Annotated in this window: 23 protein-coding genes; 8 read left to right on the top strand and 15 right to left on the bottom strand. The window is 53.7% G+C overall.

What is annotated here, in order from left to right:
• Positions 1–213: 213 nt before the first annotated feature.
• The 4 genes from LAT75_RS03655 to LAT75_RS03640 form a co-directional block, all read right to left on the bottom strand.
• The gene (locus LAT75_RS03655; protein WP_291481266.1) at positions 214–1,662 is read right to left on the bottom strand and encodes a sodium:solute symporter; all 1,449 of its coding nucleotides are present in this window, start codon (positions 1,660–1,662) and stop codon (positions 214–216) included.
• A gap of 123 nt (positions 1,663–1,785) precedes the next feature.
• The gene (locus LAT75_RS03650; RefSeq protein ID WP_291481265.1) at positions 1,786–2,178 is read right to left on the bottom strand and encodes an STAS domain-containing protein; all 393 of its coding nucleotides are present in this window, start codon (positions 2,176–2,178) and stop codon (positions 1,786–1,788) included.
• A 169-nt stretch (positions 2,179–2,347) separates the two neighbouring features.
• Entirely contained in the window at positions 2,348–4,345 is a 1,998-nt protein-coding gene (gene ligA, locus LAT75_RS03645; protein WP_291481264.1) for an NAD-dependent DNA ligase LigA, read from the bottom strand.
• 15 nt (positions 4,346–4,360) lie between these two features.
• Complete coding sequence (locus tag LAT75_RS03640; RefSeq protein ID WP_291481263.1) at positions 4,361–5,599, bottom strand: helix-turn-helix domain-containing protein; 1,239 nt, start codon at positions 5,597–5,599, stop codon at positions 4,361–4,363.
• A gap of 396 nt (positions 5,600–5,995) precedes the next feature.
• On the opposite strand from LAT75_RS03640, the gene LAT75_RS03635 reads away from it, so the two are divergent.
• The 8 genes from LAT75_RS03635 (at position 5,996) to surE (ending at position 12,797) form a co-directional block, all read left to right on the top strand.
• Positions 5,996–7,435, top strand: coding sequence for an oligosaccharide flippase family protein (locus LAT75_RS03635; protein ID WP_291481262.1), 1,440 nt, complete (start codon positions 5,996–5,998; stop codon positions 7,433–7,435).
• A complete protein-coding gene (locus tag LAT75_RS03630) occupies positions 7,410–8,219 on the top strand; it encodes a phosphoribosyltransferase family protein (RefSeq protein WP_291481261.1) in 810 nt (269 codons plus the stop codon). Before LAT75_RS03635 ends, LAT75_RS03630 begins: the two co-directional genes overlap by 26 nt.
• A 114-nt stretch (positions 8,220–8,333) precedes the next feature.
• Positions 8,334–9,032, top strand: a complete 699-nt coding sequence (locus LAT75_RS03625) for a hypothetical protein (RefSeq protein WP_291481260.1) — start codon at positions 8,334–8,336, stop codon at positions 9,030–9,032.
• Positions 9,033–9,054: 22 nt separating this feature from the next.
• Positions 9,055–9,678: a hypothetical protein gene (locus LAT75_RS03620; RefSeq protein ID WP_291481259.1), complete on the top strand. Its 624-nt coding sequence runs from the start codon at positions 9,055–9,057 to the stop codon at positions 9,676–9,678.
• Between the two features lie 162 nt (positions 9,679–9,840).
• Positions 9,841–10,533 (top strand): bifunctional demethylmenaquinone methyltransferase/2-methoxy-6-polyprenyl-1,4-benzoquinol methylase UbiE, encoded by a 693-nt coding sequence (ubiE, locus tag LAT75_RS03615; RefSeq protein ID WP_291481258.1) that lies wholly within the window; start codon positions 9,841–9,843, stop codon positions 10,531–10,533.
• Between the two features lie 161 nt (positions 10,534–10,694).
• Positions 10,695–11,135 (top strand): 3-hydroxyacyl-ACP dehydratase FabZ, encoded by a 441-nt coding sequence (fabZ, locus tag LAT75_RS03610; RefSeq protein WP_363320509.1) that lies wholly within the window; start codon positions 10,695–10,697, stop codon positions 11,133–11,135.
• Positions 11,136–11,156: 21 nt separating this feature from the next.
• The gene (panB, locus tag LAT75_RS03605; protein ID WP_291481256.1) at positions 11,157–12,005 is read left to right on the top strand and encodes a 3-methyl-2-oxobutanoate hydroxymethyltransferase; all 849 of its coding nucleotides are present in this window, start codon (positions 11,157–11,159) and stop codon (positions 12,003–12,005) included.
• Positions 12,006–12,032: 27 nt separating this feature from the next.
• Positions 12,033–12,797 carry a 5'/3'-nucleotidase SurE gene (surE, locus tag LAT75_RS03600; protein ID WP_291481255.1) on the top strand — a complete coding sequence of 255 codons (765 nt, stop codon included), beginning with the start codon at positions 12,033–12,035 and terminating at the stop codon, positions 12,795–12,797.
• A 46-nt stretch (positions 12,798–12,843) separates the two neighbouring features.
• Here surE and LAT75_RS03595 read toward each other — a convergent pair whose 3' ends face one another.
• From LAT75_RS03595 to ccoN, 11 genes are all read right to left on the bottom strand, one after another.
• Positions 12,844–13,686 (bottom strand): alpha/beta fold hydrolase, encoded by an 843-nt coding sequence (locus LAT75_RS03595; RefSeq protein WP_291481254.1) that lies wholly within the window; start codon positions 13,684–13,686, stop codon positions 12,844–12,846.
• Between the two features lie 5 nt (positions 13,687–13,691).
• The gene (locus LAT75_RS03590) at positions 13,692–14,117 is read right to left on the bottom strand and encodes a hypothetical protein (RefSeq protein ID WP_291481253.1); all 426 of its coding nucleotides are present in this window, start codon (positions 14,115–14,117) and stop codon (positions 13,692–13,694) included.
• 53 nt (positions 14,118–14,170) lie between these two features.
• Complete coding sequence (gene coaBC / locus LAT75_RS03585; protein WP_291481252.1) at positions 14,171–15,430, bottom strand: bifunctional phosphopantothenoylcysteine decarboxylase/phosphopantothenate--cysteine ligase CoaBC; 1,260 nt, start codon at positions 15,428–15,430, stop codon at positions 14,171–14,173.
• A gap of 9 nt (positions 15,431–15,439) precedes the next feature.
• Positions 15,440–15,730, bottom strand: a complete 291-nt coding sequence (locus LAT75_RS03580) for a DNA-directed RNA polymerase subunit omega (protein ID WP_291481251.1) — start codon at positions 15,728–15,730, stop codon at positions 15,440–15,442.
• Between the two features lie 49 nt (positions 15,731–15,779).
• Positions 15,780–16,379 (bottom strand): guanylate kinase, encoded by a 600-nt coding sequence (gmk, locus tag LAT75_RS03575; protein WP_291481250.1) that lies wholly within the window; start codon positions 16,377–16,379, stop codon positions 15,780–15,782.
• Positions 16,380–16,382: 3 nt separating this feature from the next.
• Entirely contained in the window at positions 16,383–17,264 is an 882-nt protein-coding gene (locus tag LAT75_RS03570) for a YicC/YloC family endoribonuclease (protein WP_291481249.1), read from the bottom strand.
• Positions 17,265–17,572: 308 nt separating this feature from the next.
• Entirely contained in the window at positions 17,573–18,040 is a 468-nt protein-coding gene (locus LAT75_RS03565) for a FixH family protein (protein WP_291481248.1), read from the bottom strand.
• Positions 18,041–18,087: 47 nt separating this feature from the next.
• Positions 18,088–19,572 (bottom strand): cytochrome c oxidase accessory protein CcoG, encoded by a 1,485-nt coding sequence (gene ccoG / locus LAT75_RS03560; protein ID WP_291481247.1) that lies wholly within the window; start codon positions 19,570–19,572, stop codon positions 18,088–18,090.
• Between the two features lie 283 nt (positions 19,573–19,855).
• Positions 19,856–20,521: a cbb3-type cytochrome c oxidase N-terminal domain-containing protein gene (locus tag LAT75_RS03555; RefSeq protein ID WP_291481246.1), complete on the bottom strand. Its 666-nt coding sequence runs from the start codon at positions 20,519–20,521 to the stop codon at positions 19,856–19,858.
• Between the two features lie 2 nt (positions 20,522–20,523).
• Positions 20,524–20,733, bottom strand: coding sequence for a hypothetical protein (locus LAT75_RS03550; protein WP_291481245.1), 210 nt, complete (start codon positions 20,731–20,733; stop codon positions 20,524–20,526).
• A 25-nt stretch (positions 20,734–20,758) separates the two neighbouring features.
• Positions 20,759–22,942 (bottom strand): cytochrome-c oxidase, cbb3-type subunit I, encoded by a 2,184-nt coding sequence (gene ccoN, locus LAT75_RS03545; protein ID WP_291481244.1) that lies wholly within the window; start codon positions 22,940–22,942, stop codon positions 20,759–20,761.
• Positions 22,943–22,983: the final 41 nt, after the last annotated feature.

Below are 22,983 nucleotides of genomic sequence, written 5' to 3'. Positions count from 1 at the left end.
GATTGCAGTATCCGGTTAATCCGGAGTCGCCCTTTAACGTCCTTAAGGCAGGGCTTTGGATATGCTCAAATGTAAGGGATTTACCCGTAACTAAAGAGACCGGTACTCATAAGTAGTTTGTATTGTACGGAAATTGAATGCATAATAATGCTCAAAACAAGCTCATAGCAAAAGCAAAACTACGATTAATTTCAGCCTGTTCATAATTAAGGCCTAACGGGCGAGGCGCAGCTTGTACAGGCTCAGAGAAACGCCGGAGAAAATGAGCAGGCCGCAGAAGGTGTACCACGGCCACGCCAGCGGACTCAGCAGGATGATGAGCGCCATGCCCAGCACGCAGCTGATAAGCCCGGTTATGGCCTGATTTTGGGTGATTGGGCTGTAAATGGCCATCAGGAAGGAGCCCAGCAGTGCCCCGTAGGTGTAGCCGGCTATGCCGAGCCCAAGCTCCACAATTGGGTTTGCGGTATCGGTGAAGAGGGAAGCGAACCCGATAAAGATGAGGGTCCAAACCACCATCAGCAGCCGGGAGCTGCGCATTTGGTTGCCGCGGGAGGCGAGCTTGGGGAAAAGGTCGAAAAAGGTGGATGATGACAGCGCCGAAAGCGAGCTGCTGAGTGTGCTCATGGCTGCGGCAAAGAGGGCAGCAACAAAAAGCCCGACCGTTCCGGCCGGAAGCTCTGCGGTTACAAAGGTGAGCATCAGCTCGTCAGGATTATTGAGCCCCAGCGCTGCGATACTTGCTCCCTCATAAAAGAGCCACAGCATCAGTCCGGCAAAAAGGAAAAGGGCGAACTGACCAAAAACAAGGAATCCGCTCGCAATCAGGGCTTTGCGGGCCGCGGAAGTTTTGCCGCAGGCCAGCAGCCGCTGTACGATGAGGTGATCTGTGCCGTGTGAAGCCATTGCCAGAAACAGGCCGCCGATTACCGCGCCAACAAGATTGTAGGGGGTAAAGAAGATGTCGCTGAAGGAGGTTGGCAGCTGTATTACGGTGAGCTTGCCGGCATCCCGAAGCAGCGCCGAGGCGTCGGGCAGGCCGGAGAGCAGCCCAAGGGTGTACCACACGATAAACACCGCGCACAGGGTGTACACAGCGAGCTGAAGCACATCAATCCAGATTACAGAGCGGAGCCCGCCGTACCAGGTGTAGGCGAGGGTGAGCAGGGCGATCAGGGCAATAGCCGTCGGGTAATCGAGCCCGGTGATGATTTTCAGGGGGATGGCTGCCGCGAACAGGCGCACGCCGTCGGCCAGCAGGCGGGTAAGCAGAAAGATGAAGGATGAAAGCCGCCGGAAGCCGTTGCCGAAGCGTTGCTCAAACAGGGCATAGGGCGTTACAAGGTCGCCCCGGAAATAGGAGGGGAGGATAAGCCAGGCAACCAGAATGCGCCCGATGATGTAGCCCGCTGCAAGCTGTAAAAAAACAAGGCTGCCGCCATAGGCAACAGCCGGTATCGAAATGACGGTAAGAAGGCTGGTTTCAGTAGCTACAATAGAAAATGAAGCCGCCCACCAGGGCACATTTCCGGAAGTTCGGAAATAGTCTGCCGGGTTGCCGGGCTTGCCGCCGGCATACAACCCTATGCCTACACAAAGCAGCAGGTAGAAAGCAACAATCCCCCAGTCGAGGGGGCTTATGGCGCCGAATAGCTCAGCCATTTGACAGATTGTTTTCCGGTTCAGGGTTTGGGGTCAGGTTCAGGCCTGCACACAGGCCGCCGGACCTTTCAGCAGCCGGAATTTCCTGATCCGGCACCGGAAGCTTGTCAAATGTTAATGCTCTCAAAACCCGTCGGAGTCCTCATCTTCGAAGTCATCACCCTCATCATCATAATAACTGAAGAGCTCGATGGCTTCGTCCAGCCGCTCTCTGATAATGAAGGAGCTGGTGAGCTGCGAAATATCCAGGAGTTTTTTCACACGGTCGTGCAGGCTGCAAAGTACCAGCGTGCGGCCGCTGTCGCGGTACAGGCGAAAAGCAAGCAGCAGTGCGCTCAGACCGCTGGAATCAGCAAATTCAACATTTTCAAGGTTGATGATTAGCCCGCCTGTATCGAGGGTGTTGCCAAGCAAAATGATGTTGCTCTTCAGGTCGGGTGCAACGGTCGAATCAAGTTTGGATGCGTGCGGGGTAAGCAGCGCGTAATCTTCGTTTTGCTGAAGGTCGAGTTTCATGGCGATTCTTTGTCTGATTTGATGAAAGAAAACTGAAGTGTATTCCCCCCTTCGGGCAGAGGCTTTTGCTCAATGGCATAGGGTAAAAACCAAGTACGGAATATGTTTCTTTTTTGAGCCGTTTTCAAACAAAAAAACCGGTGTTTAAGGCACCGGTTTTTTTGCAGATTCAGCTGATCATGCTGTGGAGTTCGTCTTCGCTGATAATCCTGACGCCCAGCTTTTGGGCTTTGTCGAGTTTCGAACCGGCTTCCTCTCCGGCCAGCAGACAGCTCGTTTTCTTGCTTACCGAGCCGGTCACTTTTCCGCCGTGCTGCTCGATGAGGGCAGCGGCTTCGGTTCGTTTGAGGGTAGGCAGGGTTCCGGTAATCACGAAGGTGAGCCCCTCCAGTTTGTCTGAGGCGGTTTCATTTTGTTCGGTCTCGAACTGCAGGCCGTAGCTGCGCAGCCGTTCTGTAATTGTGCGGTTAACCCCGTTTCCGAAAAACTGAACGACGGAATCCGCAATGCGCGGCCCGATGGAATCAACCTCTGAAAGCTGTTCAGCACCGGCATTCATGATGGCGTCGATGCTGCCGAAGGCCTTGGCCAGATCTTTGGCAACCTTGCTGCCCACAAAGCGGATGCCCAGCGCGTACAGCACGCGCTCGAAAGGCTGCTTTTTGCTTGCCTCAATGGCGTCAATCAGGTTTTGGGCGCTTTTCTCGGCCATGCGTTCCAGCGGGATGAGCTGCTCCGTTGTAAGCTCGTACAGGTCGGCGTAGGTCTCAATCAGGCCGGCTTCCACGAGCTGCGCCACAACCGCTTCGCCAAGCCCGTCGATATCGAGGGCAGTACGGCTTGCGAAGTGCTCAATCCGGATGCGCACCTGCGGCGGACAAAGCGGGTTCACGCACCGAAGTGCGACTTCCCCCTCAATGCGCACCAGCTCAGATTCGCAGGCCGGGCAGTTTTCCGGCATCGAAAATTCAGGGCCGCGCCCTTCTGCTTCAGGGTTAATCACGCTCACAACCTGCGGGATGATTTCCCCTGCTTTTTCCACAAGCACGCGGTCGCCGATGCGGATGTCCTTCCGGCGGATTTCATCTTCGTTGTGCAGGGAGGCGCGCTTCACGGTTGTGCCCGCAAGCTGAACCGGTTCGAGCTCAGCCACCGGCGTAACGGTGCCCAGCCGCCCTACCTGCAGCGTAATATCGTTGATGGTGGTGATGGCCTGCTCCGCCTCAAACTTGTAGGCGATGGCCCAGCGCGGCGCCTTGGCCGTTACGCCCAGAATATCCCTGAAGCGCTCCTGATTGATTTTTATCACCGCCCCGTCGGTTTCGAAGGGATGCGCGTGCCGGGTTTTATCCCACTGCTGTATCAGCTCGTTTACGTCTTCAATGGTGGCGCATTCCCGGCGGACATCGCACACCGGCAGCCCAAAATCTTTGAGCAGGTCCAGTTTTTCACTTTGGGTGAGCTCACGGGCTTCATCACCTTCAAAAAGCAAATCATAAGCGAAAAAACGAATCGGGCGCTCCGCCACAATGGCGGGGTCCTGCAGCTTGAGGGTGCCCGCGGTTGCATTGCGGGGGTTGGCAAAAACGGCGAGACCGTCTTCTTCCCGAAGCCGGTTCATCTCGTCAAAAGCTTTGAGCTCCATGTAGGCTTCGCCGCGCACTTCCACTACCTGCGGGAAGCTGCCTTTCAGGCGCAGGGGCACATCATCGATGGTGCGCACGTTGGCGGTGATGTCGTCGCCTTTGGTGCCGTCGCCCCGGGTTGCGGCAAGCACGAGCAGGCCGCCTTCATAGCGCAGGCGCAGGGCCATGCCGTCGTATTTTAGCTCGGCATTGTAGGTGAAGTCGCTGTGCCCGAGCAGGTTCCGGACCCTTTTGTCGAAATCAAAAAGCTCATCCGAATTATACGTGTTGGAGAGGCTTAGCATCGGCACGGGGTGCTCAACGTTCACGAAGATCTTGCTTGGTTTTCCGCCGATGCGCACGGTCGGGGAATCAGGGCTTTGGAGGTCAAATTCGAGCTCAAGGGCAAGCAGTTCTTCCAGCTTGCGGTCGAATTCGCGGTCGGAAATTACGGGGGATGCCTTCTCGTAGTAGGCTTCGTTTGCTTCGTTCAGAAGCTGCCGGAGTGCGGCAATTTTTTGCTGTGCCTGTTCAGCGGTCATGTGAGGAAACAGAGGTTAAAACAGCGGCCGGTCGATTATTTCACGGGGCGGTGCAACGCCATCCGGCAGCCCGGGTTCAGTGAATGACTCCAGAGTTGGGTCCTGTTCAAACTGACTGCGCCTGATGATGCGTTCACCCTGAGCGTTAGTTTCCGCAAAAGTTGTAATTACGCGGTCGTTGTAGAGTACAAGCATACGGTTCAGATTACCTGAAACGGCAATTTCATTGATAAACTGAATGCGCATGCCGCGGCCGATTTCCACCCAGTAAGGGCGGCGGTTTTCGAAGGTATCGGCCCGAACCCTGAAGGGCTCGAGATTGCCTGTAGCAGCATAAATCACCACAGAGAGGGTGTCAGGCAGGGTTTGCAGGGCCGGTACGCTAATACCCGGATCAGGAGCTACCGGGGCATCAAGGGTATCGGATGGCAGTAAAGCCGATTCATGCTGCGCGGAAGGTGCGCTGCGCTGCGTTTCTTCAGTGCCTGACCCGAAAAGCCCGCTGAAGCCGTCTTCACTGTTGAAGTACCAGTACCCGAAGGCACCGAGCGCAATTACGACAAGTGCAACAATTAAAATGGCCGAAACCGGAACCGTATTTTTCCGGGAAGCCCCGCGGCTTACATCGCTCCAGTTAACCTCAGAAGGGCGCGGGCCTCTCAGTGTACTGGGAGCTGCAATGCGGGTAGGCTGAGGTGTAGTTTTCTCAGCTGAAGCTTCTGCCGCTCTATCACTGCTTTGCCTGCTATCAGTTGTTCTTTCCTGCTTGGGAGGGGCGGCGGTATCGGCTTTCCGGGGGCTGCCCGAGTTGGTTGTGCCCCTGCTGCTGTTTGCCTGCGCAGGAACCGCAGAGCTTTGATCGGTCGTTTTTCTGGTTTCGGTAACGCGCTTAGGTGCAGCTTCAGGAGCAGAAGCCTGTGGCTTTTGTTCCGGCTTGCCGGTTTGTGTCCGCGATTCAGCAGAAGCGGTCTTCCCGGCGCCTAAAGCATATTTCTGAACAAGATACCCCTGGTAAGTGCCGGTTTCCATCTGATCGAGGGCCTCTATCATATCTTCATCCCGAATACCAAGCGCTCTGGCATAGGTGCGCACGAAACTGCGGATGTAGGTCTTGTTCTGATCCGATTCAAAAATACTGCCGTCTTCGATCTGTCGGATAATCAGCGTTGAAAGACGGGTCTTGTCATGAATATCATCTGCACTTAATTTGAGCTGCTGCCGGATTAAAATTAAATCGTCCTGAAGCTGGGCCATAATGAATCTACCTGGAAATATTGGATTTGAGAGAATTGGCTGTTTGCAAACCCGCGCAATTAGCACTGCCTGAAAAATATGCAGCTAAGACTTAAAATATACTTGACTTTATTCAAAGATAACAGCCGCGCTTAGGGTGAATTTGCAACCCGTTTGCAGCAGGGCCAACTGACTGTCGGTTATCAGCAGCAGCATCTTTTGCCGCTGATAAAAGTTGTTTCCGCTCAAGCTTTTTCCGCTTTTGTACTTATTTGGGAAGCTGCATCCTGCTGGATAAGCGTGTTAAATATATAAGCGCATTTACGGCTTGTTTTTTTAAGTTAACGGGGGATGTGTACCGGGCCTTTCTTAAATTCCAATGGGTTCGAGCCTCCGCCATTTTCTAACCTTTTTTGCGTGAAACTGCCCCCCTTTTCTTCATTTTACGGCAAACTCGGCGCCATGACCATCGCCCGTTTTGTGACCATCGGCACAGCGCTGCTGGTTACCATGGTACTTACGCGCATCATATCGGAAGATGTGTACGGGGCATACCGCAAGCTTTGGCTGCTGTATCTGATTTTGGGGCCGGCTTTCATCAATGCGCTGGCAAGCACGCTGTATTACCGGGGCGGGGCGGGCAGGCGTGATGAAGCCATTGCAGTGAACCTGCTGCTCGGCGCTGCCGCAGGACTGCTCACCGGCGCCCTTGCTCTTGCCGGCGCCGGGTTCTGGGCCGAAGCGCTCAACCTGCCCGGCCTCGAAGCCGGCTTCAGGCTTTTTGCGCTGTATATGGCGCTGGCCGTGTTTGCCGGTATTGCCGAGCCGTTGTTCATCACCCTGGGCCGCAAAAAATGGCTGGTGAGCTACAGCATCGGCTACAACCTGATTGAGGGCAGCCTCATTATCGGGGCCTTCATGTTCCGGCTCGATCTGCCCTACATTATGCTGCTGATGGCCATCAGTCCGGCCCTGCGCTCGGCTTTTGTGGTCGTCGCATCCCTGAAGAGCATGGCGCAGTGGCCCGTATGGCAGGCCCTGCGCGCGGAGGCATCCGAATCTCTGCGCTACGCTTCCGGCATGTTTCTGCTGGCCGTTACCTCAACCGCGGCCCTTTATGCCGATAAATGGATAGTGGCCCTGTTTTTCGACAGCGACCGCCTGTACGCAGTCTATGAAATCGGGGCGCGTAAAATTCCTTTTGTGATTGCCCTCACCTCTGCGGTAAGCGCTGCGCTGGTTTCCGAGTACAGCAAACTGCTGAAAACCGGCACCTACGATGCGGCCCTGCGGGAGGCCCGAAACGCAAGCCGGCGCCTGAGCATGCTGCTGCTGCCGGTGCTGGCCGTCCTTTTTGTATTTGCCGAGCAGGTACTGTTCGTGCTGTTTGGCGGCTATGCCGACTCAGCCCCGATTTTCCGGATTTACCTGCTTACGGTGCTCACGCAGCTTGTTTTTCCGCAGAGTATGCTGCTGGCGCTGGGCCGCAGCGATGTGAACGCGCGCTTTAGCGTGGCGGAGCTGGCATTTAACGTGGCGCTGAGCCTGGCCCTTGTGATATGGATTGGCTTTGCGGGGCCGGCGCTGGCTACGCTGGCAAGCCATGTGTTTTTTACGGCCGCGATGTTCTGGTACTGCCGGGTGTATTACGGCATACGGGTGCGGTCGCTGGTGCCGTTCCGCGGGCTGCTTCCGTTGCTGTGGGGTCTGCCGGCGGTGCTGCTGCCCGGCGCCCTGCTGAAGTATCAGACCGGGCTGCCCTGGCACGGACTCATCGTGGCTGCAACGATTGCCGCGGTATTTATCCTCATCCAACTTAACCCGAAGCAGGATGCCGGCACAACATCAGGACCCTGAAAACGGGCACGGCTCTCAGGAGCTACCCGGAAACACATCCCCCGAAACCCCAAATAACAAAACTGCGGAGCCGGCGGGCATTCGTGCGCTTTTTGAGGGCCTTCTGCAGGTTGCTTTCCCGGTGAACTGCATCGGCTGCGGCACGGCGCTGCCGGTGCGAACCCGCATTTTGTGTGAGCGCTGCCCGCATGAGCAGTTCAGCGACCCCAACCCGGCCAACGAAGCGACCTGCGAAAACCTGATTCTGCCCGACGGAATCATGTTTCAGGATGCCCTCTGGAAATACGACAAGGGCGGCTTGCTGAACCGCATTATTCACATGCTCAAATACGAAGGTATGCAGCATGTGGGGGAGGAGCTTGGCTTTCTGGCCGGGCGGCGGCTTCTGGAGCGGCACATTGATGGAAGCGGCCGCCTCGCCGATGGCAGGCCATTGCTGCTGCTGCCCGTGCCCCTGCACCCCAAACGGGAACAACAGCGGGGGTACAATCAGGCGCGGCTTATTGCCGGCGGCATGCACGCGGCAAGCGGCATACCCGTAGCGGATGCGCAGCTGCTGATTCGCGAAAAGAATACCAAAACGCAGACCAAATTTAAGCTGTCGCAGCGCATGGTGAACCTGAAGGGCGCTTTTGTGCTCAATAATTACAGCGCGGTAGAGGGCCGGCATATCATTATTGTGGATGATGTGTTCACAACCGGCTCCACCACCTTTACCGTAGCACAGGAGCTGCAGAAGGCGCAGCCGGCCTCCGTTTCGGTTTTTACCATCGGGATGGCCTGAGGCGGGCGATGTTTCAAAAGCAGGCAATTAAGCGTATTTTAGCTGTTTACATATAAACCTGAAAACAAAGGGCGAACCGCACAGGCTGCAGGCAGGTGCGGTGATCCCGGAAAAATGATGCTGAATAAATTATTCGCCGGAGAGCAGAAGTTTACTTACCTCGATTCGCCCGCGGGAATGCTCACCCCCAAAGGCTATCTGTTCGGCACGCGCGAAGCGGAGCTCAAAACCTACGCACCTGAGCTGCTTGAGCAAGCGCCCGCCGGTGAATGGCTGCGCAAGGCAAGCCGGTGGATTGAAAGTACGGATGCCATTGGTGTTTGGGTGAGCCTCATTCTGCTGGCGCTGCTGCCCCCGACCTGGGCTGTGCCGGTGGCCCTGGGGCTGATTGTACTGTGGCACCGCAGCCGAAGCGCGCTCGCAGGGCCGGCAGCTGACGCACCGCTCGGCGTGCTCTCGAATGAAATCGTGCTGTTTCTGGCAGGTGTTGCTTTCCTGTCGTGGTTTGGCATCAGCGGTGAAGCCGGAAAAGTAGCCTACGGGCTGCTGCTGTTCCTAACCTCTAAATTCGGCTGGAACCGGCTGCTGCTGAACCGGATTTTTGAAGGTGATGTCTATGGAAACGCGAATCCGGCCGCAGAATTACCCAAAGCCGGAAGCAACGACCGCATCCTTAATATGCTGCTTGTGCGCTTTGCCCTAAAGCAGGGTGTAACCCTCGCCTCGGTAGAAACCATGGAGCGCGACCTGATGCAGGCGATGGAAAAGAGCGCCGTGCAGCGCAAAAAGTGGGCTTTCCGCTCCAAAAAATAACTTCTTCCCGGAACAACTTTATATGATGAATAACTTTTTCCCGCCGGCCGTTAAGCCGGTTTTTTTCCTGCTGCTGGTTTGGATTGCTGCGGGCTGTGCCCGTACCGGCTGGCTGAACGATGATCCGCGTGTTACAAGCTGGTCGGTTTATCTGGAACAGGCTCCGCAGGAATCGTATGATCTGGACATGCGCCGGCTCGAAACCGGGCTTCAGGAAGCACTCAGAGCGGGTGCGGCTGATTCGCTTGCGGCCTCAGCACTGGACCGGGTACTTGCCGCTTACAGCCGCAGCGGACAGCAAACCCTGCGCATGGCCGATAACCCGATTGACGCCGACATTGTTTTCCGAATCGATGAGGTGAGCATCCGCGCGGTCCGGACCCTGAATGTGGTGCATCCCGGGCCGGTTTACAGAGTGCGTGTTGGTGTGAGCGGCTGGCAGGGACGGACAAAGGTGTTCGAAAAACGGATAGCTCAGCATGCAAACCTGGCGGTAACGGCAGCTGAAGGTGCGCGGTTTTATGTGCCTTCGGCAGAAGAGCGTGGCGATGCCGGTTTACAGCAGCTAACCATCTACCCGGTGCTGCACTCAGTTTTCGGGCAGGTTTGGCAGGAGGCGGCTGACCACAACCGCACCCGCTACTAAGCCGGCCGCTGCTAACGGAATGCAGGGCGGGCTTTTAAGGTTCAGCATACATTAAACACAGGCCGGACAGCAGGTTCGGTGATCCCTTTTTTATTTTATTATTTCAACCCAATACGACCGCTGGCTTTGAACGAAGCCCCGGCCTATTCCCAAAGGTTTTTCATGAGTGAACAAGTAAGGCAAATGTTCGGCTCCATCGCCGAGAAGTATGATTTAATCAACACTGTACTGTCTTTTGGTATCCACCACCGCTGGCGCAAAAAGGCGGTTAAGCTGAGCGGGGCAAAACCGGGGCATCATGTGCTTGACTGCGCAACCGGAACAGGCGATTTCGCCATCACCTTCAAGAAAAAAGTGGGGCCTCAGGGGCATGTAATCGGTACGGATTTTTCCGATGCCATGATTGCGCCGGCACCGGGCAAGGCCCGCAAAAAAGGGCTCGACATTCAGTTTGAAGTAGCCGATGCCATGGATCTGCCTTTTGAAGAAGACCGCTTCGATATTGCGAGCATTGCCTTCGGCATCCGGAATGTGGACGATCCCGTGGTTTGCCTGCGTGAAATGGCGCGCGTGGTAAAACCCGGCGGCAAAGTGATCGTGCTCGAATTTGGTCAGGCCTACGGAATCATGAAAGTGCCCTTCACCCTGTATTCCAAATACGTGATGCCAACTGTTGGCGGCTGGCTCAGCGGAAACAAGCATGCCTACGAGTACTTGCCTGAAACGAGCGCAAAGTTTCCTGCCGGCGAAAAATTCCTGGCGCTCATGCAGGAGTCAGGCGGGTACAGCACCCAAAGCTATCACACCCTTCAGAGTGGCGTTGCCTATATTTATGTGGGTACAGTAGCCGGATAAGCCGCTCAGTTGCTTTCATTTGTAACTGAAAGGAATAAAAGATATTATTAAAAGATAGGGTTCTCCGTACCGGCTCATGATGTGTATGTTCAGAATTGACCCATTCGGAAGCAGACCCCGGGTTTACAGCTAATCAGCAAACTTTTTTTATTTGAATTATGATGATGAATATTGAAGAAATTAAAGCCGTGATACCGCATCGCTACCCGTTTCTGCTGGTTGACCGTGTTTTGGAGATGGATGACAAAAAAATTACTGCCTTCAAAAATGTGACCGGTAACGAGGAGTTTTTTAACGGGCATTTTCCGGGTAAGCCCATTATGCCGGGCGTGCTGCAGGTTGAAGCGATGGCACAGGCAGGCTGCATTTTGTTTCTGAAAAAAATAGCGAAAGACCCCAAAAATACGACCATTGTGTTTTCGAGTATAAATAAAGCAAAATTCAGAAAGCCTGTGGTGCCGGGCGACCGCCTGCACATGGAGGTTGAGGTTGTTTCACTGCGCAGGCAGTTCGCAACCATTAAAGGCATAGCAACCGTTGACGGTAAGATTGCCTGCGAGCTTGAAGCTACTGCTGCTTTTGTCCCTTCTGATTCCATCTGATATTCCGCATCCCTTTTTATTATGAGTACACAACTCGGAGATTCCGCCCACAAGCCTAACACTGTTAACCCGGTGAAAGTAACTACACAAACGGTCGTTGATATGAAGCATCGCGGAGAAGCCATTAGCATGCTCACCGCCTATGATTTTACCATGGCCAAACTTATCGATGCCGCAGGTATCGATATTATCCTCGTGGGGGACTCCGCAAGTAATGTGATGGCGGGTTTCGAAACAACCCTGCCGATTACCCTCGACCACATGATTTACCACACCTCCTGTGTGGTTCGAGGTACCGACCGTGCTCTCGTAGTCGCCGACCTTCCTTTCATGAGTTATCAGGTTACGACCAAAGAAGCGCTCAACAGTGCAGGCCGCATGATGAAAGAAGCCGGTGCACATGCGGTGAAGCTGGAAGGAGGCCGCCCGATTATCGATACCGTGGGCCGTATTGTGGATGCCGGCATTCCGGTGATGGGGCACCTGGGCCTCACCCCGCAAAGTATTTACAAATTCGGCACCTACAAAGTACGCGCTACCGAAGATGCCGAAGCAGAACAACTAATGGAAGACGCACGCCGCCTCGAAGATGCCGGCTGTTTTGCGCTGGTACTGGAAAAAATTCCATCAAAGCTTTCGAAGAAAGTTACCGAGAGCATCAGCATCCCAACCATCGGTATCGGTGCGGGCCCGCACTGCGACGGGCAGGTGCTCGTGAGCCACGATATGCTCGGCCTCAATAAAGACTTTCATCCCCGCTTCCTGCGCCGCTATGCCGACCTGCACAGCATCGTGGTTGATGCCGTTGGTAACTATGTGCACGATGTGAAATCCCGCGATTTCCCCAACGAGAAGGAACAGTACAACTAATTTTTTTTACCCTGTTGATTTAAACTGATGACCGCAAAGAAAGACCGGCTGATTCTCGTAGCCAACGACGACGGCATTTTCTCAAAAGGTATCCGCGCGCTGGTTGAAGTGGCAGAGCGTTTCGGCCGTGTAGTTGTGGTAGCGCCTGACCGGCAGCAGAGCGCGGTCGGGCACTCCATCACGATTTCGGAGCCGCTGCGCACGCAAAAATTTGAGATGAAAGACGGTGTAACAGCCATTTCCGTAAACGGTACACCGGCCGACTGTGTGAAGCTTGCTACCGATCAGCTGCTGGATGAAAAGCCGGATCTCGTGCTCAGCGGCATCAATCACGGCTCGAATGCGGGTATTAACATCATTTATTCCGGCACGGTGAGTGCCGCTACCGAGGGCACTATTCTCGGGTATCCCTCCATCGCTGTGAGCTGCATGGACTTTGCTGAGGATGCCGACCTCAGCGGGGCTCAGGAGGCCGCTGCCCGGGCCGTTCAGTTTGTGTTTGATAACGGCCTGCCCCGGGGCATCACCCTTAACGTGAACGCGCCCGCGGGCTCTTTTAAGGGTATGAAGTGGGCCCGGCAGGGCGACAGCCGCTACACCGATGAGTATGTGGCCCGTGTGGATCCGGTAAACCGCCCCTACTACTGGATGTTCGGCCGGCTCGAAGTGCTCGATGAAGCCGAGGATGTGGACATCAACGTGCTCAAAAGCGGCTTTGCCTCCATCACCCCGATTCAATATGACCTTACGGCCTACAAAGTGTTCGAGGCCATGTCCGGCATGGATATCTGACCCGGAATTGCGTGCGGCTCAGGAGCGCATCACCCTATAAAAAAGCTTAGCCGGGCTCTGTTTTTCTGAGTGACTGTGCTATTTCGACCCACAAATCCCGCCATTGCGGGATTTTTTTTGAAGAAATGTTGAGCCTGATCTGCTCGGCATGGGAAAGCGTTGTTTCGGCAATTAAGGTGCCCCAGCGGGCGCCTTCGGTGGGTACGTATCCGTCGTTGAGACCTTCCCGCTCGTAAATATAGTTGTTGAAGGCAATCAGCAGCTTGTTGATCGGAATATCTGTGCCTTTGCCGCAGGCTGCAGTAACGGATTGATAAACGACCTCGGGGTGGTTAGGTGTTGCGGGGTTGAATTCCTGCCGAACATATTCCGGGCTGAGCTGCCGTAGTGCGCCCAGTACATCGCTTGGGATGTTGGGATACACGTTGTTTCCGAACCAATTCATGATGCTGAGCACGTTTTCCCGGATGGGATCCGGGGTGTTGAGGGTGAGCTTCGCCAGGCTTGTGCCCTGATGCGGGGTGCTTATGGTGGTGAGGCTGAGGATATCTGTATGCCGGGCAAGCCTGCTAATGGCGTATCGAATATCAAGCCCGCCCATCGAGTGGGCAATCACGTGCAGTTTCGAGGCACCTGTTTTGGCTTTGATTACGTCAATGATTTCACACCAGGCTTCTGCCCGCGTGTTTATGCGGCCGTAGGGCAGAATGTTGGGGGCGAAGGCCAGCACGCCGTGAGAACGAAGCAACATACAACTGCTATGCAGCAGCCCTTTGCTCACAAAGTTGCCAAGGGCTCCAAAGCCGTGGCACAGCAGTACGGGATGTTGCAGCATGATGGGTTCGGGCTGCGGAAAAGCATCGAGTTTCAGGCGCTCAAGCGGGTTCATTGCGTTTATGGCAGGGGCTGAGGTTCGTGGGGTTCCGAAAACTGCATTTCGACCGTGCGCAGCAGGGTAGGGCCGTAACTGAGTGTGAGCCGGAGCGCGGTTTCATCCCGGTTATAGCTGCCAAGAACTTTAACGCCATAAGGGTGAGCTCCCTGTGCGATGGCAATGTGCACCCGCGTTGCAGGGAAACGCAGAGGCACCTGCACGGTATAATCACGGCGGGTGAGAAGGCTGTCAACCCGGCTTGTCTGTACCTGCAGCCGGCCGGCCGGGATGCCGTAAGCGGCTAAGCTTTGGGTGATTACACGGTCCAGGGAACCAAGGTCGTGGAGCAGATAAGTTTTCGGCGGCGGGATGAGCAGCAACAGCAGCAGGCCTGCAGCACAACCAGCCAGCAATAGGCTGAAAAGCGACTGTTTTTTTTTGAGCAAATCTGAATTAATCATCCCCTAAGATAGCCTCTGTGAAAGCAGTTTTCTGTTGCTTATTTGCGAAACCCGTCAGATCCGAAAATGGTGCTGAGAATGGTTTCAGACAGACTCAGCTTACTGCCGCTGAGCGGAAGGGTGAACTCCTGCCCCTGCCTTTCCCCGATGAGCAGAACGTCGTTAGTATCGGCTTCAAAGCCCGTTCCGGGTCTGCCGATGGTATTGCCAACCATGAAATCTGCTTTTTTGCGTTTTCTTTTTTCTGATGCCTGCTTTACGAGCTCTTCGGTTTCCATGGCAAAACCGATCAGGGTTTGGTGCGGCAGCTTGTTTTCTCCCAGCCATTGCAGGGTATCCGGGGTTTTCTCAAGCTTGAGCAGGAGTTCAGCGCCTTCTTTCTTGACTTTATGTGAAGCCCGGTTTGCAGGCCGGAAATCCGACACAGCGGCTGCTAGAATGAAGACATCATGCGCTTCATGCCGGCTTTTAACGGCTTCAAAAAGATCCTGCGCCGAAACGACCGGAACCGCGGCGGCTCCTTTCGGGGGGCTCAGCGCTACCCTGCCGTGAACGAGCGTAACTTCAGCACCAAGCTTCATCGCAGCTTCCGCCATGGCGAAGCCCATCTTGCCGGTGCTTGGGTTGGAAAGAAAGCGGACGGCGTCGGCATATTCGCGGGTAGGGCCCGCCGTGATGAGTACGCGCTTGCCGGAAAGTGCACCCTGTGATGCCGCGTTCCCGTTCTGCTTTGGAAACAGCTTTTCAAGAGCATCGATGATAGCAGGAAACTCAGGCAGGCGGCCGGTATCTTCGAGCCCGCTTGCGAGGTAGCCGTGCCCGGGTTCGATAAGGTGGTAGCCGTATTCAGCGGCAAGCGCACGGTTACGGCGTGTTGATGGGGCTTCGTACATGCCGCCGTCCATGGTGGGGCAGATCATTACCGGGCAACGGGCTGCGAGCACGGTAGAGGTGAGCATGTTATCAGACAGGCCGTGCACAATTTTGGCCAGGGTGTTGGCGGTGCAGGGGGCAATCAGCATCGCATCGGCCCACTCGGCCCACTGAATGTGGCGCGACCAGCTTTCGGCCACGTCGCTGTCCTGAGGGAAAACATCAACCGGCACGGGCTGCCGGGAAAGCGCACTCATGGTATCCTTCCCTAAAAAACGAAGTGCGGAAGGCGTCATGATACAACGCACTTCCGCATCAAGTTTCTGAAGTTCGCGCAATAAAAAAGCCGCTTTATAGGCGGCTATACCGCCCGTGATACCCAAAATGATGCGCTTACGGGCCAGCGGACGGGTTTCGGAAATCATCCTGAAAAACTATTGATTGTCGGGGTAGCGGTAAGCCACTTTACTGTCCAGGAATTCTTCAACAGAACGGACAACGGGATGCGGCCTGCGCTCATACTCTTTGGAGATACGTTCCTGCTCTTCATTGAAAGAAAACTCGTCTTCTTCTTCAAAACCTTCGAAATAACGGAGTTTTTCATCCAGCTCCATTTTCTCACGGGCCGAAATCTGACGGGAGCGTTTGCCCATAATTACGATTGACTCGTACAGGTTTCCGGTTGAGTCCTGGATTTTTTCAACATCAAGTGCACGTGCTGACATAGCGGTATTTGCGGATTGTTAAGGGAATAAAAAAAGCTGTTGCTGAAGTTTAGTAACTGCAGCCGGTGAAGCTGATGATCAGTTCTCTGACAGCAGTATAGGCGAGGTCAAAATCATCATTTACTACAATGGCGTCAAAAACACCGGCCTGTTGCAGTTCCATTTGGGCCCTTTCCAGACGCAGGCTTAGGGTTTCTTCTGATTCAGTGCCGCGGCTGCGAAGCCGGCTTTCAAGAACCTGCATGGAGGGAGGCTTGATGAAAACGGATAGGCAGGAACTGCCGTAAACATTTTTCAGATTGAGCGCTCCGTTTACTTCAACATCGAACAGGACAAAGTAGCCATTTTTTATGTGATTTTCAACGTCGCTTCGAAGGGTGCCGTAGAGAGAGCCGTTGTAGAATTCCTCCCACTCCAGGAAATCACCTTTTGCGATATGGGCTTCAAACTCAGCACGGTCGAAAAAGTAATAGTCCTTACCGTGAACTTCACGGGCTCGCGGTTTGCGGGTTGTGGCAGAAACTGAAAAAACGAGCTGCTCAAATTCCGCCAGCAGCTTTTTGGCCAGCGTCGTTTTTCCGGCCCCACTGGGAGCCGTTATCACCACTACGCTTCCTTTGCCCATGTTTTGCGGCTTTTTTTCGAGCATGGCTTACACCAGGTTTTGAATCTGTTCGCGGATTATTTCGATTATTTCCTTCACATCAACCACTTTATGGGCGATTTCGGCACTGTAGGATTTTGAGCCTATGGTGTTGATTTCCCGCAGCATTTCCTGCATCAGGAAGTTAAGCTTGCGCCCGGCTGACTGTTGTCCCTGAAGGGCTTCACGGAAGAAAACAAGGTGGGAGCGCAGGCGCACAATCTCTTCGGTGATATCGAGTTTGTCGGCGAGAAGTGCAATTTCAAGTTCGAGCCGTTCTTTATCATAGGAATCGTCTGAAAGCAGGGTTGTAACCCTTTCCTGAAGCTTGGTCCTTGCGTCACTTGCACGGCCCTCAGAAAGCAGAAGAATTTCACCGGTGATGCGGTCAATCTGATCGAGCCGGTCAAACAGATCCTTTGCAAGCTCGGCGCCTTCATTCCGGCGCATGTTTAAGGTCAGCACGGTAGCCTCATCCACAGATTGCTGAATAATGCCGGAAATCAGGGTCTGCTCCTCTTCGCTCATCCCTTCACGGCTGAAAATATCGTTGAAGCTGAGCAGCTCCCTATAGCCTGGTTTATCAGGAATGTTGAGCGTTTCGCCAAGTTCGGTTAAGGCTTTATAGTAAGAGGCCGCCATTTCTTTGTTAATACTTATGCGGGGTGCCAGGGCCTGAATTTGTTCCAATTTTACGCTGACCGTAATTTTGCCTCGTCCGAACTGCTGCTGAAGGCTGCTGCGAACGGGCTGCTCAAGGTGCTGAAATTCGCCCGGCAGTTTGATGCTTACATCACAGTATCGGTTGTTTACAGACCGGATTTCCGTTTCAACGGAATATCCTTCGGCTTGTACCTGAGCCCGGCCAAAACCGGTCATTGATTCTACCATAAAAAGATTCTTGTCAGGGTGGGATTTTTTTTCGTTCGTAACAGGTAACAGTAATCGTGCATGAGTTATACTGTGCACGGGAGTGAGTGCTTTAGCATTCGTTAAACAAAATTGGAAATAGCCTGCTACGGCTTGTTAACAGGTGAAGTTAACGAACTCAGCGCTCATTCTCATGAAGAAATTAAACCGCTGATGAGGTTGTCTTTTGCACAAAAAAGCCTGCCTTTTCCTAAAAGACAGGCTTTTTTACGAATCCAAACGCAAAGGCTGCAGTTTGCCCTGTGCTTGCCGGTTGGCAGCTGAAAATGTTACTGTATGAACAGGTCTTTCTCAGTGTAATAGGCCAAACCGTCGAATGACCATTCAACTTTAACGCGCCACAGGCCGGGGGTTCTGTCTTCAAAAGAAAGGTGCTGTACGCCATATTCATCGGTACTTAGGGGCAGCAGCTCATCCAAACTTGAGCCTGAAGGCCGGTACAAGTGCACTTCACCGTTTAGCCCTTCGGCCTGCATAAAGGAGGGAAACGTGATAGCAACATCCCGGCCCTGCATGTTAAACTGTACCGGCTCAGCAAGGCTGTTAGCACGTTTTGCCTTGTCGATGTGATCCTGATAGGTGATGGTTGCTTCGTAGTACTGCTCAATCACCAGATCGGTTTTTTGGGTGAACGTAAAGATCACGAAACTCAGGGTTCCGATTACGAAGGTCATATAAAACAGAAAGATGCCCAGGGGCCACTTCCATTCTTTTTTTTGAGCTTGTGGTGAATCCATAATTCAGAAGGGTTTTGTTGTGTTGAGGTTTGAACTTGAAAAGGGGGCTATCTGCCGGGAGGCGGCCCGATAAAATTGGTACGCAGGGTTTGTATCCGGCGGCCATCGTAATACACACCAAATTCGACCTCTGTTTGAGCGCCTGTGAGCTGACCGCGGTCAAGGAAAACCATGATGCGGTTTTCGACCTGCTGTTGCCCAGGCACCGTACGTTGCTCACCAAGCCACTGAATTTCACCGGCAGGGCTGATCAAACGGAGTTCAACTTCGGTATCGTTAAAGGTTTTGTTGAAAAATTTGGCGTTGTAGAAGTTTGAGAAGCGGTCGCCGGGCAGCTCGTTGTAAAGCATACCGGGTTCCCGTAAAATCACGGTGTACACTTCCGGGCGCGTAACAAACAGGTACAGGAACAGGGAAAAGATGATGGTGAAAACGGCGATATACGCTTTTACCCTTGTAGTGAAGAAGTTGGGTTTGTCTCCGTTTTTGACGGCATTGTAAGAGGTGTAGGTTACCAGCTCTTCCGGCTTGCCGATTTTACGCATTACATCGTTACAGGCATCGATACAGGCCGTGCAGTTGATGCACTCCAGCTGAATACCGTTGCGGATGTCGATACCGGTAGGGCAAACCTTCACACACTGTGCACAGTCGATACAATCGCCGTACACCTCGGTTTGGGTGTCGCTGTTTTTGGCGTAGTTGGTTACAACACCGTCAATTTTTTGGCGGGCACCTACTTTGGCGCGGCCTTTGAGGCCTTCACCCCGGGCAAAATCGTAGGTTACGGCAATGCTGTCGTTATCCACCAAAACCGACTGAAAGCGGCCGTAGGGACAGGCTACGAGACAAACCTGCTCTCTGAATCGGGAGAATACGCCGTAAAACAGGGCGGTGAACACCATGGTTGCCAGAAAGCCGGTAAAGTTCTCGGCAGGGCCGGCCATCACAATTTCGAGTACCTGATCTTTGCCGATCACATAAGCCATAAAGGTGTGGGCAATCAGCAGGGCAATGGCCACAAAGATGGTATGCTTGGCTGCTTTTTTGAAAAACTTTTCCCGGCTCATCGGGGCTTCATTCAGGCGGCGCTGTTGTGTGGCGTCGCCTTCAATGGCATATTCGATTTTTCGGAAAAGCATCTCCATAAAAATGGTTTGCGGGCATGCCCAGCCGCAAAAAAGCCGGCCCCAAATGGCGGTAAAAAGCACTACAAAAACAATGAGGCTGATCATGGCCAGAAAGAACAGGTAGAAATCCTGCGGCCAGAATACGACGCCAAAAATCACAAAGGTACGCTCAAAGATATTGAGCAGCAGCAGCGGGTTGCCGCCGATGGTGATGAAAGGGCCCGCAAATAAAAACCCAAGAAGCAGCCAGCTCAGGTAGGTACGCAGCTTGTACAGGCGCCCGTCGGGCTTTTTGGGGTAAATCCAGTTTCGTTTTCCGTCTTCGGTTATGGTAGAAACAAAATCCCGGTAGCTTTCTTCTTGTGTGATGGGATTGATCTCTTTCTGATTTGCTTTGCTCATGATGTTGCCTTTTTTCTTAAATATCCGGGATTAACCCGGTGCGTTGAACAATTTCTGATAATAATATCGGTTGGGCAGGTTGAGCTGTCTTTCCGGGTTGGTGCGGGTTTGGGATCTCCCGCATCGGAACAGGGCGTCTGAAATAATACTGTTGCACGAAACCGCGCTTTCCGGTCGCTGAGCGGTGCAGAGATAATAGCATTTGTGCCGGTGTTTCAATAATAATGCAGAAACAGGCTCATCAGCTGCAAGTGCTGATGAGCCTTGATTCTTCAGCTGAATGCTACTCCTCAGCGGTTGCTTCTTCCACCGGTGCCGGTTCTTCGCAAAGTACCGAGCGGCTCATGTCCGGTGCTTTGGCTCCGGTCGGGTTGCTGCCGCGCAGCGAGACGATGTAGCTCGCAAGCTTCACGAGGTCGTCATCGGCAATGCGCACGGTGCTGCCATAAGCGGGCATCCCGCGGTTAGGAAACCCTACCTTGATGCTTACGATGAGTGACTCCAGGTCGCAGCCGTGCTTCCAGTAGTCGTTGGTCAGGTCAGGACCTACCAGACCCTGCGCGTTCTGCCCGTGGCAGGTAGTACACAGGTTGGTTGAAGCGTTGAACACTTCACGGCCGCGCTCAAGGCTGGCAGCATCAGTGAGCAGCACTGCCTGAGAGAAGTCGAAACTTTCCTGAGCAATGCTTCCGAAGCGCTCGGCTGCCATTGCCATTTCAATCTCGTATTCTTCTTCCTGTGAAGGGCCCCAGCCCAGCACATCGTAGTACAGCAGATAGCCCACTGCAAACACAATGGTTATATAGAAGCCATACAGCCACCAGGGCGGCATGTTGTTATCCAGCTCCTGAATGCCGTCGTACTCATGATCCATGAGCAGGTCGCGCTCATCATCAAGGATGAGGTTCTTATCGGTTTCGTTTTTTGGTTTATTCGGTTGTTCTGCCATTGTCAGTTCCTCTTTTCCTTAGGATCGGCGGTGAAAATATCGTCCTCGTCAGAGTCGGGTCTAAGGGGCATATTTTCGAGCTCTTCAACTTTTCCCTTGCTCATGGTTGTAACATAAAAGAGCATCAGGGCAAAGAACCCGACAAAAATGACCAGGGAAATCAGGGGGAAGATTTCAATCCCCGCAATAGTCTCCAAAACGTCGCGTCGCATAGTGTTGTCTCAGTTTTGGTTGGGGTTAGTCCTGGCTCGCAGTAGCAGATGCAGCCTGAGCGTCATCTCTGAGAGGAATTGCGTGTGCGCGGCCTTCCGGGCTTGCGTTAATATCGGTTCCAAGTCGCTGCATGTAGGCGATCATGGCTACCATCTGACTGTTCCACTCCACGTTGAAACCGCTGCCTGCAAGGCCTTCAGCAATTTCACGGGCCTGACGCTCGTAATGCGCAATGGCATCCTGGTCAAATCCTTCAGCATAGGGCACGCCCAGGCGCTGCAGGGTTCTGATTTTTGCCGGGATGCGGTCCACATTCGTGGTGCGTTCAGCAAACCAGGGGTAAGCCGGCATGATGGAGCCCGGTGAGGTAGAGTAAGGATTCATAAAGTGCATGTAATGCCATGAATCCGGATACTTGCCGCCTACACGGTGCAGGTCGGGGCCGGTACGCTTCGATCCCCAAAGGAAGGGCCTGTCGTACACAAATTCACCGGCTTTGGAGTACTCCCCATAGCGCTCGGTTTCTGAGCGGAACGGGCGGATCATCTGGGAATGGCAACCCACACAACCTTCAGCGATGTAAATATCGCGGCCTTCGAGTTCAAGCGGGGTGTAAGGCTGTACGCTCGCAATGGTCGGTACATTCGAGCTGATAAGGGCGGTAGGCACATACTCAACAATACCACCGATAAGAATAGCAACGGTTGTGAGTATGGTGAACAGCGTTGGCTTGGACTCCAGCCAGCGGTGGAAAGTGCTTTCCTTGCGGGCCGCAGATTCGGCAACAGCAACCTGTGCCTCAGCTTTTTCGTCGGCAATCAGGCTGCCCTGCTTCATGGTCATGAACAGGTTGTAGGAACCAACCAGCACACCGGTGAAGTACAGGGTTCCGCCCAGGGTACGGGCGATGTACATCGGGATCAGGTGGGTCACCGTTTCCATAAAGTTCGGGTACATCAGGGTGCCGTCGGCAGTGAATTCTTTCCACATCAGCGACTGTGTGATGCCGCCCCAGTAAATGGGGATTACGTAAATCACCATACCCATGGTGGCCGCCCAGAAGTGGAAGTTCGCCAGCTTGAGGCTGTGCAGCTTGGTTCCGAAAATGCGCGGAATAATGAAGTACAGCATCGCAAAGGTGAGGCCGCCGTTCCAGGCAAGGGCCGCGGTATGTACGTGGCTGATTACATAGTCAGTATAGTGGGTGATGGCGTTTACACTCTTGAAGGACATCATCGGGCCCTCAAAAGTAGCCATACCGTAGGCAGTAACACCTACCACAAGGAATTTCAGAACCGGATCCTGACGTACGCGGTCCCAGGCGCCGCGAAGCGTAAACAGACCGTTAATCATACCACCCCAGGAAGGGGCGATGAGCATCACCGAGAACACAACGCCCAGCGACTGCGCCCAGCCAGGAAGGGCAGTGTACAGCAGGTGATGGGGGCCGGCCCAGATGTAGATAAAAATCAGCGCCCAAAAGTGGACAATCGACAGCCGGTAGGAGAAAATCGGACGGTTGGCCGCTTTGGGAATGAAGTAGTACATGAAACCCAAAAACGGAGTCGTAAGGAAGAACGCAACCGCATTATGCCCGTACCACCACTGCACCAGTGCATCCTGCACGCCTGCAAACATGGAATAGCTCTTGAGCATATCAACCGGGAGCACCAGGTTGTTTACAATGTGCAGCACGGCAACTGTAATGAAAGTTGCAATGTAGAACCAGATGGCCACATACATGTGCTTCACGCGGCGCTTGTAAATAGTCATCATCATATTTACGCCAAAAATCACCCAAACTACGGCGATGGCAATGGCGATAGGCCACTCAAGCTCTGCATACTCTTTGCTTTGAGTGAAACCCAAAGGAAGTGTAAGTGCCGCAGAAACAATAATTGCCTGCCAGCCCCAGAAGTTAAGTTTGCTCAGGGTGTCGCTCCACATGCGGCTCTTGCAAAGGCGCTGCAGTGAATAATAGACCCCCAGGAAAATGGCGTTGCCGGCAAAGGCAAATACAACGGCGTTGGTGTGCAGCGGACGCAGGCGGCCGTACGAGAGCTCCGGAATGAAGCCCAGGAAGTTCGGCGCGAACAGCTTGATAGCTATTATGATACCTACCAGCATCCCTACTATACCCCAAATTGCCGTCGCAATTGCGAAATTGCGGACAATCTTGTTGTCGTAATAGAAGGTTTCAGTTGCCATGATTTACAGATTGTTTATTGGTGTGATGGTGTATCTGTCTT

The organism is Cyclonatronum sp. (assembly GCF_022565315.1).
In the GTDB taxonomy this organism is placed as follows: Bacteria; Bacteroidota; Rhodothermia; order Balneolales; family Cyclonatronaceae; genus Cyclonatronum.
Note: the sequence above shows the minus strand (reverse complement) of the source record. Positions and strands in the feature narration are given on the sequence as shown.

Excerpts from the sequence above, each read along its gene's own strand:
- LAT75_RS03655 (WP_291481266.1), bottom strand. The coding sequence starts at position 1,662 with ATGGCTGAGCTATTCGGCGCCATAAGCCCCCTCGACTGGGGGATTGTT.
- LAT75_RS03650 (WP_291481265.1), bottom strand. The coding sequence starts at position 2,178 with ATGAAACTCGACCTTCAGCAAAACGAAGATTACGCGCTGCTTACCCCG.
- ligA (WP_291481264.1), bottom strand. The coding sequence starts at position 4,345 with ATGACCGCTGAACAGGCACAGCAAAAAATTGCCGCACTCCGGCAGCTT.
- LAT75_RS03640 (WP_291481263.1), bottom strand. The coding sequence starts at position 5,599 with ATGGCCCAGCTTCAGGACGATTTAATTTTAATCCGGCAGCAGCTCAAA.
- LAT75_RS03630 (WP_291481261.1), top strand. The coding sequence starts at position 7,410 with ATGCCGGCACAACATCAGGACCCTGAAAACGGGCACGGCTCTCAGGAG.
- LAT75_RS03625 (WP_291481260.1), top strand. The coding sequence starts at position 8,334 with ATGATGCTGAATAAATTATTCGCCGGAGAGCAGAAGTTTACTTACCTC.
- LAT75_RS03620 (WP_291481259.1), top strand. The coding sequence starts at position 9,055 with ATGATGAATAACTTTTTCCCGCCGGCCGTTAAGCCGGTTTTTTTCCTG.
- ubiE (WP_291481258.1), top strand. The coding sequence starts at position 9,841 with ATGAGTGAACAAGTAAGGCAAATGTTCGGCTCCATCGCCGAGAAGTAT.
- fabZ (WP_363320509.1), top strand. The coding sequence starts at position 10,695 with ATGATGAATATTGAAGAAATTAAAGCCGTGATACCGCATCGCTACCCG.
- panB (WP_291481256.1), top strand. The coding sequence starts at position 11,157 with ATGAGTACACAACTCGGAGATTCCGCCCACAAGCCTAACACTGTTAAC.
- surE (WP_291481255.1), top strand. The coding sequence starts at position 12,033 with ATGACCGCAAAGAAAGACCGGCTGATTCTCGTAGCCAACGACGACGGC.
- LAT75_RS03595 (WP_291481254.1), bottom strand. The coding sequence starts at position 13,686 with ATGAACCCGCTTGAGCGCCTGAAACTCGATGCTTTTCCGCAGCCCGAA.
- coaBC (WP_291481252.1), bottom strand. The coding sequence starts at position 15,430 with ATGATTTCCGAAACCCGTCCGCTGGCCCGTAAGCGCATCATTTTGGGT.
- LAT75_RS03580 (WP_291481251.1), bottom strand. The coding sequence starts at position 15,730 with ATGTCAGCACGTGCACTTGATGTTGAAAAAATCCAGGACTCAACCGGA.
- gmk (WP_291481250.1), bottom strand. The coding sequence starts at position 16,379 with ATGCTCGAAAAAAAGCCGCAAAACATGGGCAAAGGAAGCGTAGTGGTG.
- LAT75_RS03570 (WP_291481249.1), bottom strand. The coding sequence starts at position 17,264 with ATGGTAGAATCAATGACCGGTTTTGGCCGGGCTCAGGTACAAGCCGAA.
- LAT75_RS03565 (WP_291481248.1), bottom strand. The coding sequence starts at position 18,040 with ATGGATTCACCACAAGCTCAAAAAAAAGAATGGAAGTGGCCCCTGGGC.
- ccoG (WP_291481247.1), bottom strand. The coding sequence starts at position 19,572 with ATGAGCAAAGCAAATCAGAAAGAGATCAATCCCATCACACAAGAAGAA.
- LAT75_RS03555 (WP_291481246.1), bottom strand. The coding sequence starts at position 20,521 with ATGGCAGAACAACCGAATAAACCAAAAAACGAAACCGATAAGAACCTC.
- LAT75_RS03550 (WP_291481245.1), bottom strand. The coding sequence starts at position 20,733 with ATGCGACGCGACGTTTTGGAGACTATTGCGGGGATTGAAATCTTCCCC.
- ccoN (WP_291481244.1), bottom strand. The coding sequence starts at position 22,942 with ATGGCAACTGAAACCTTCTATTACGACAACAAGATTGTCCGCAATTTC.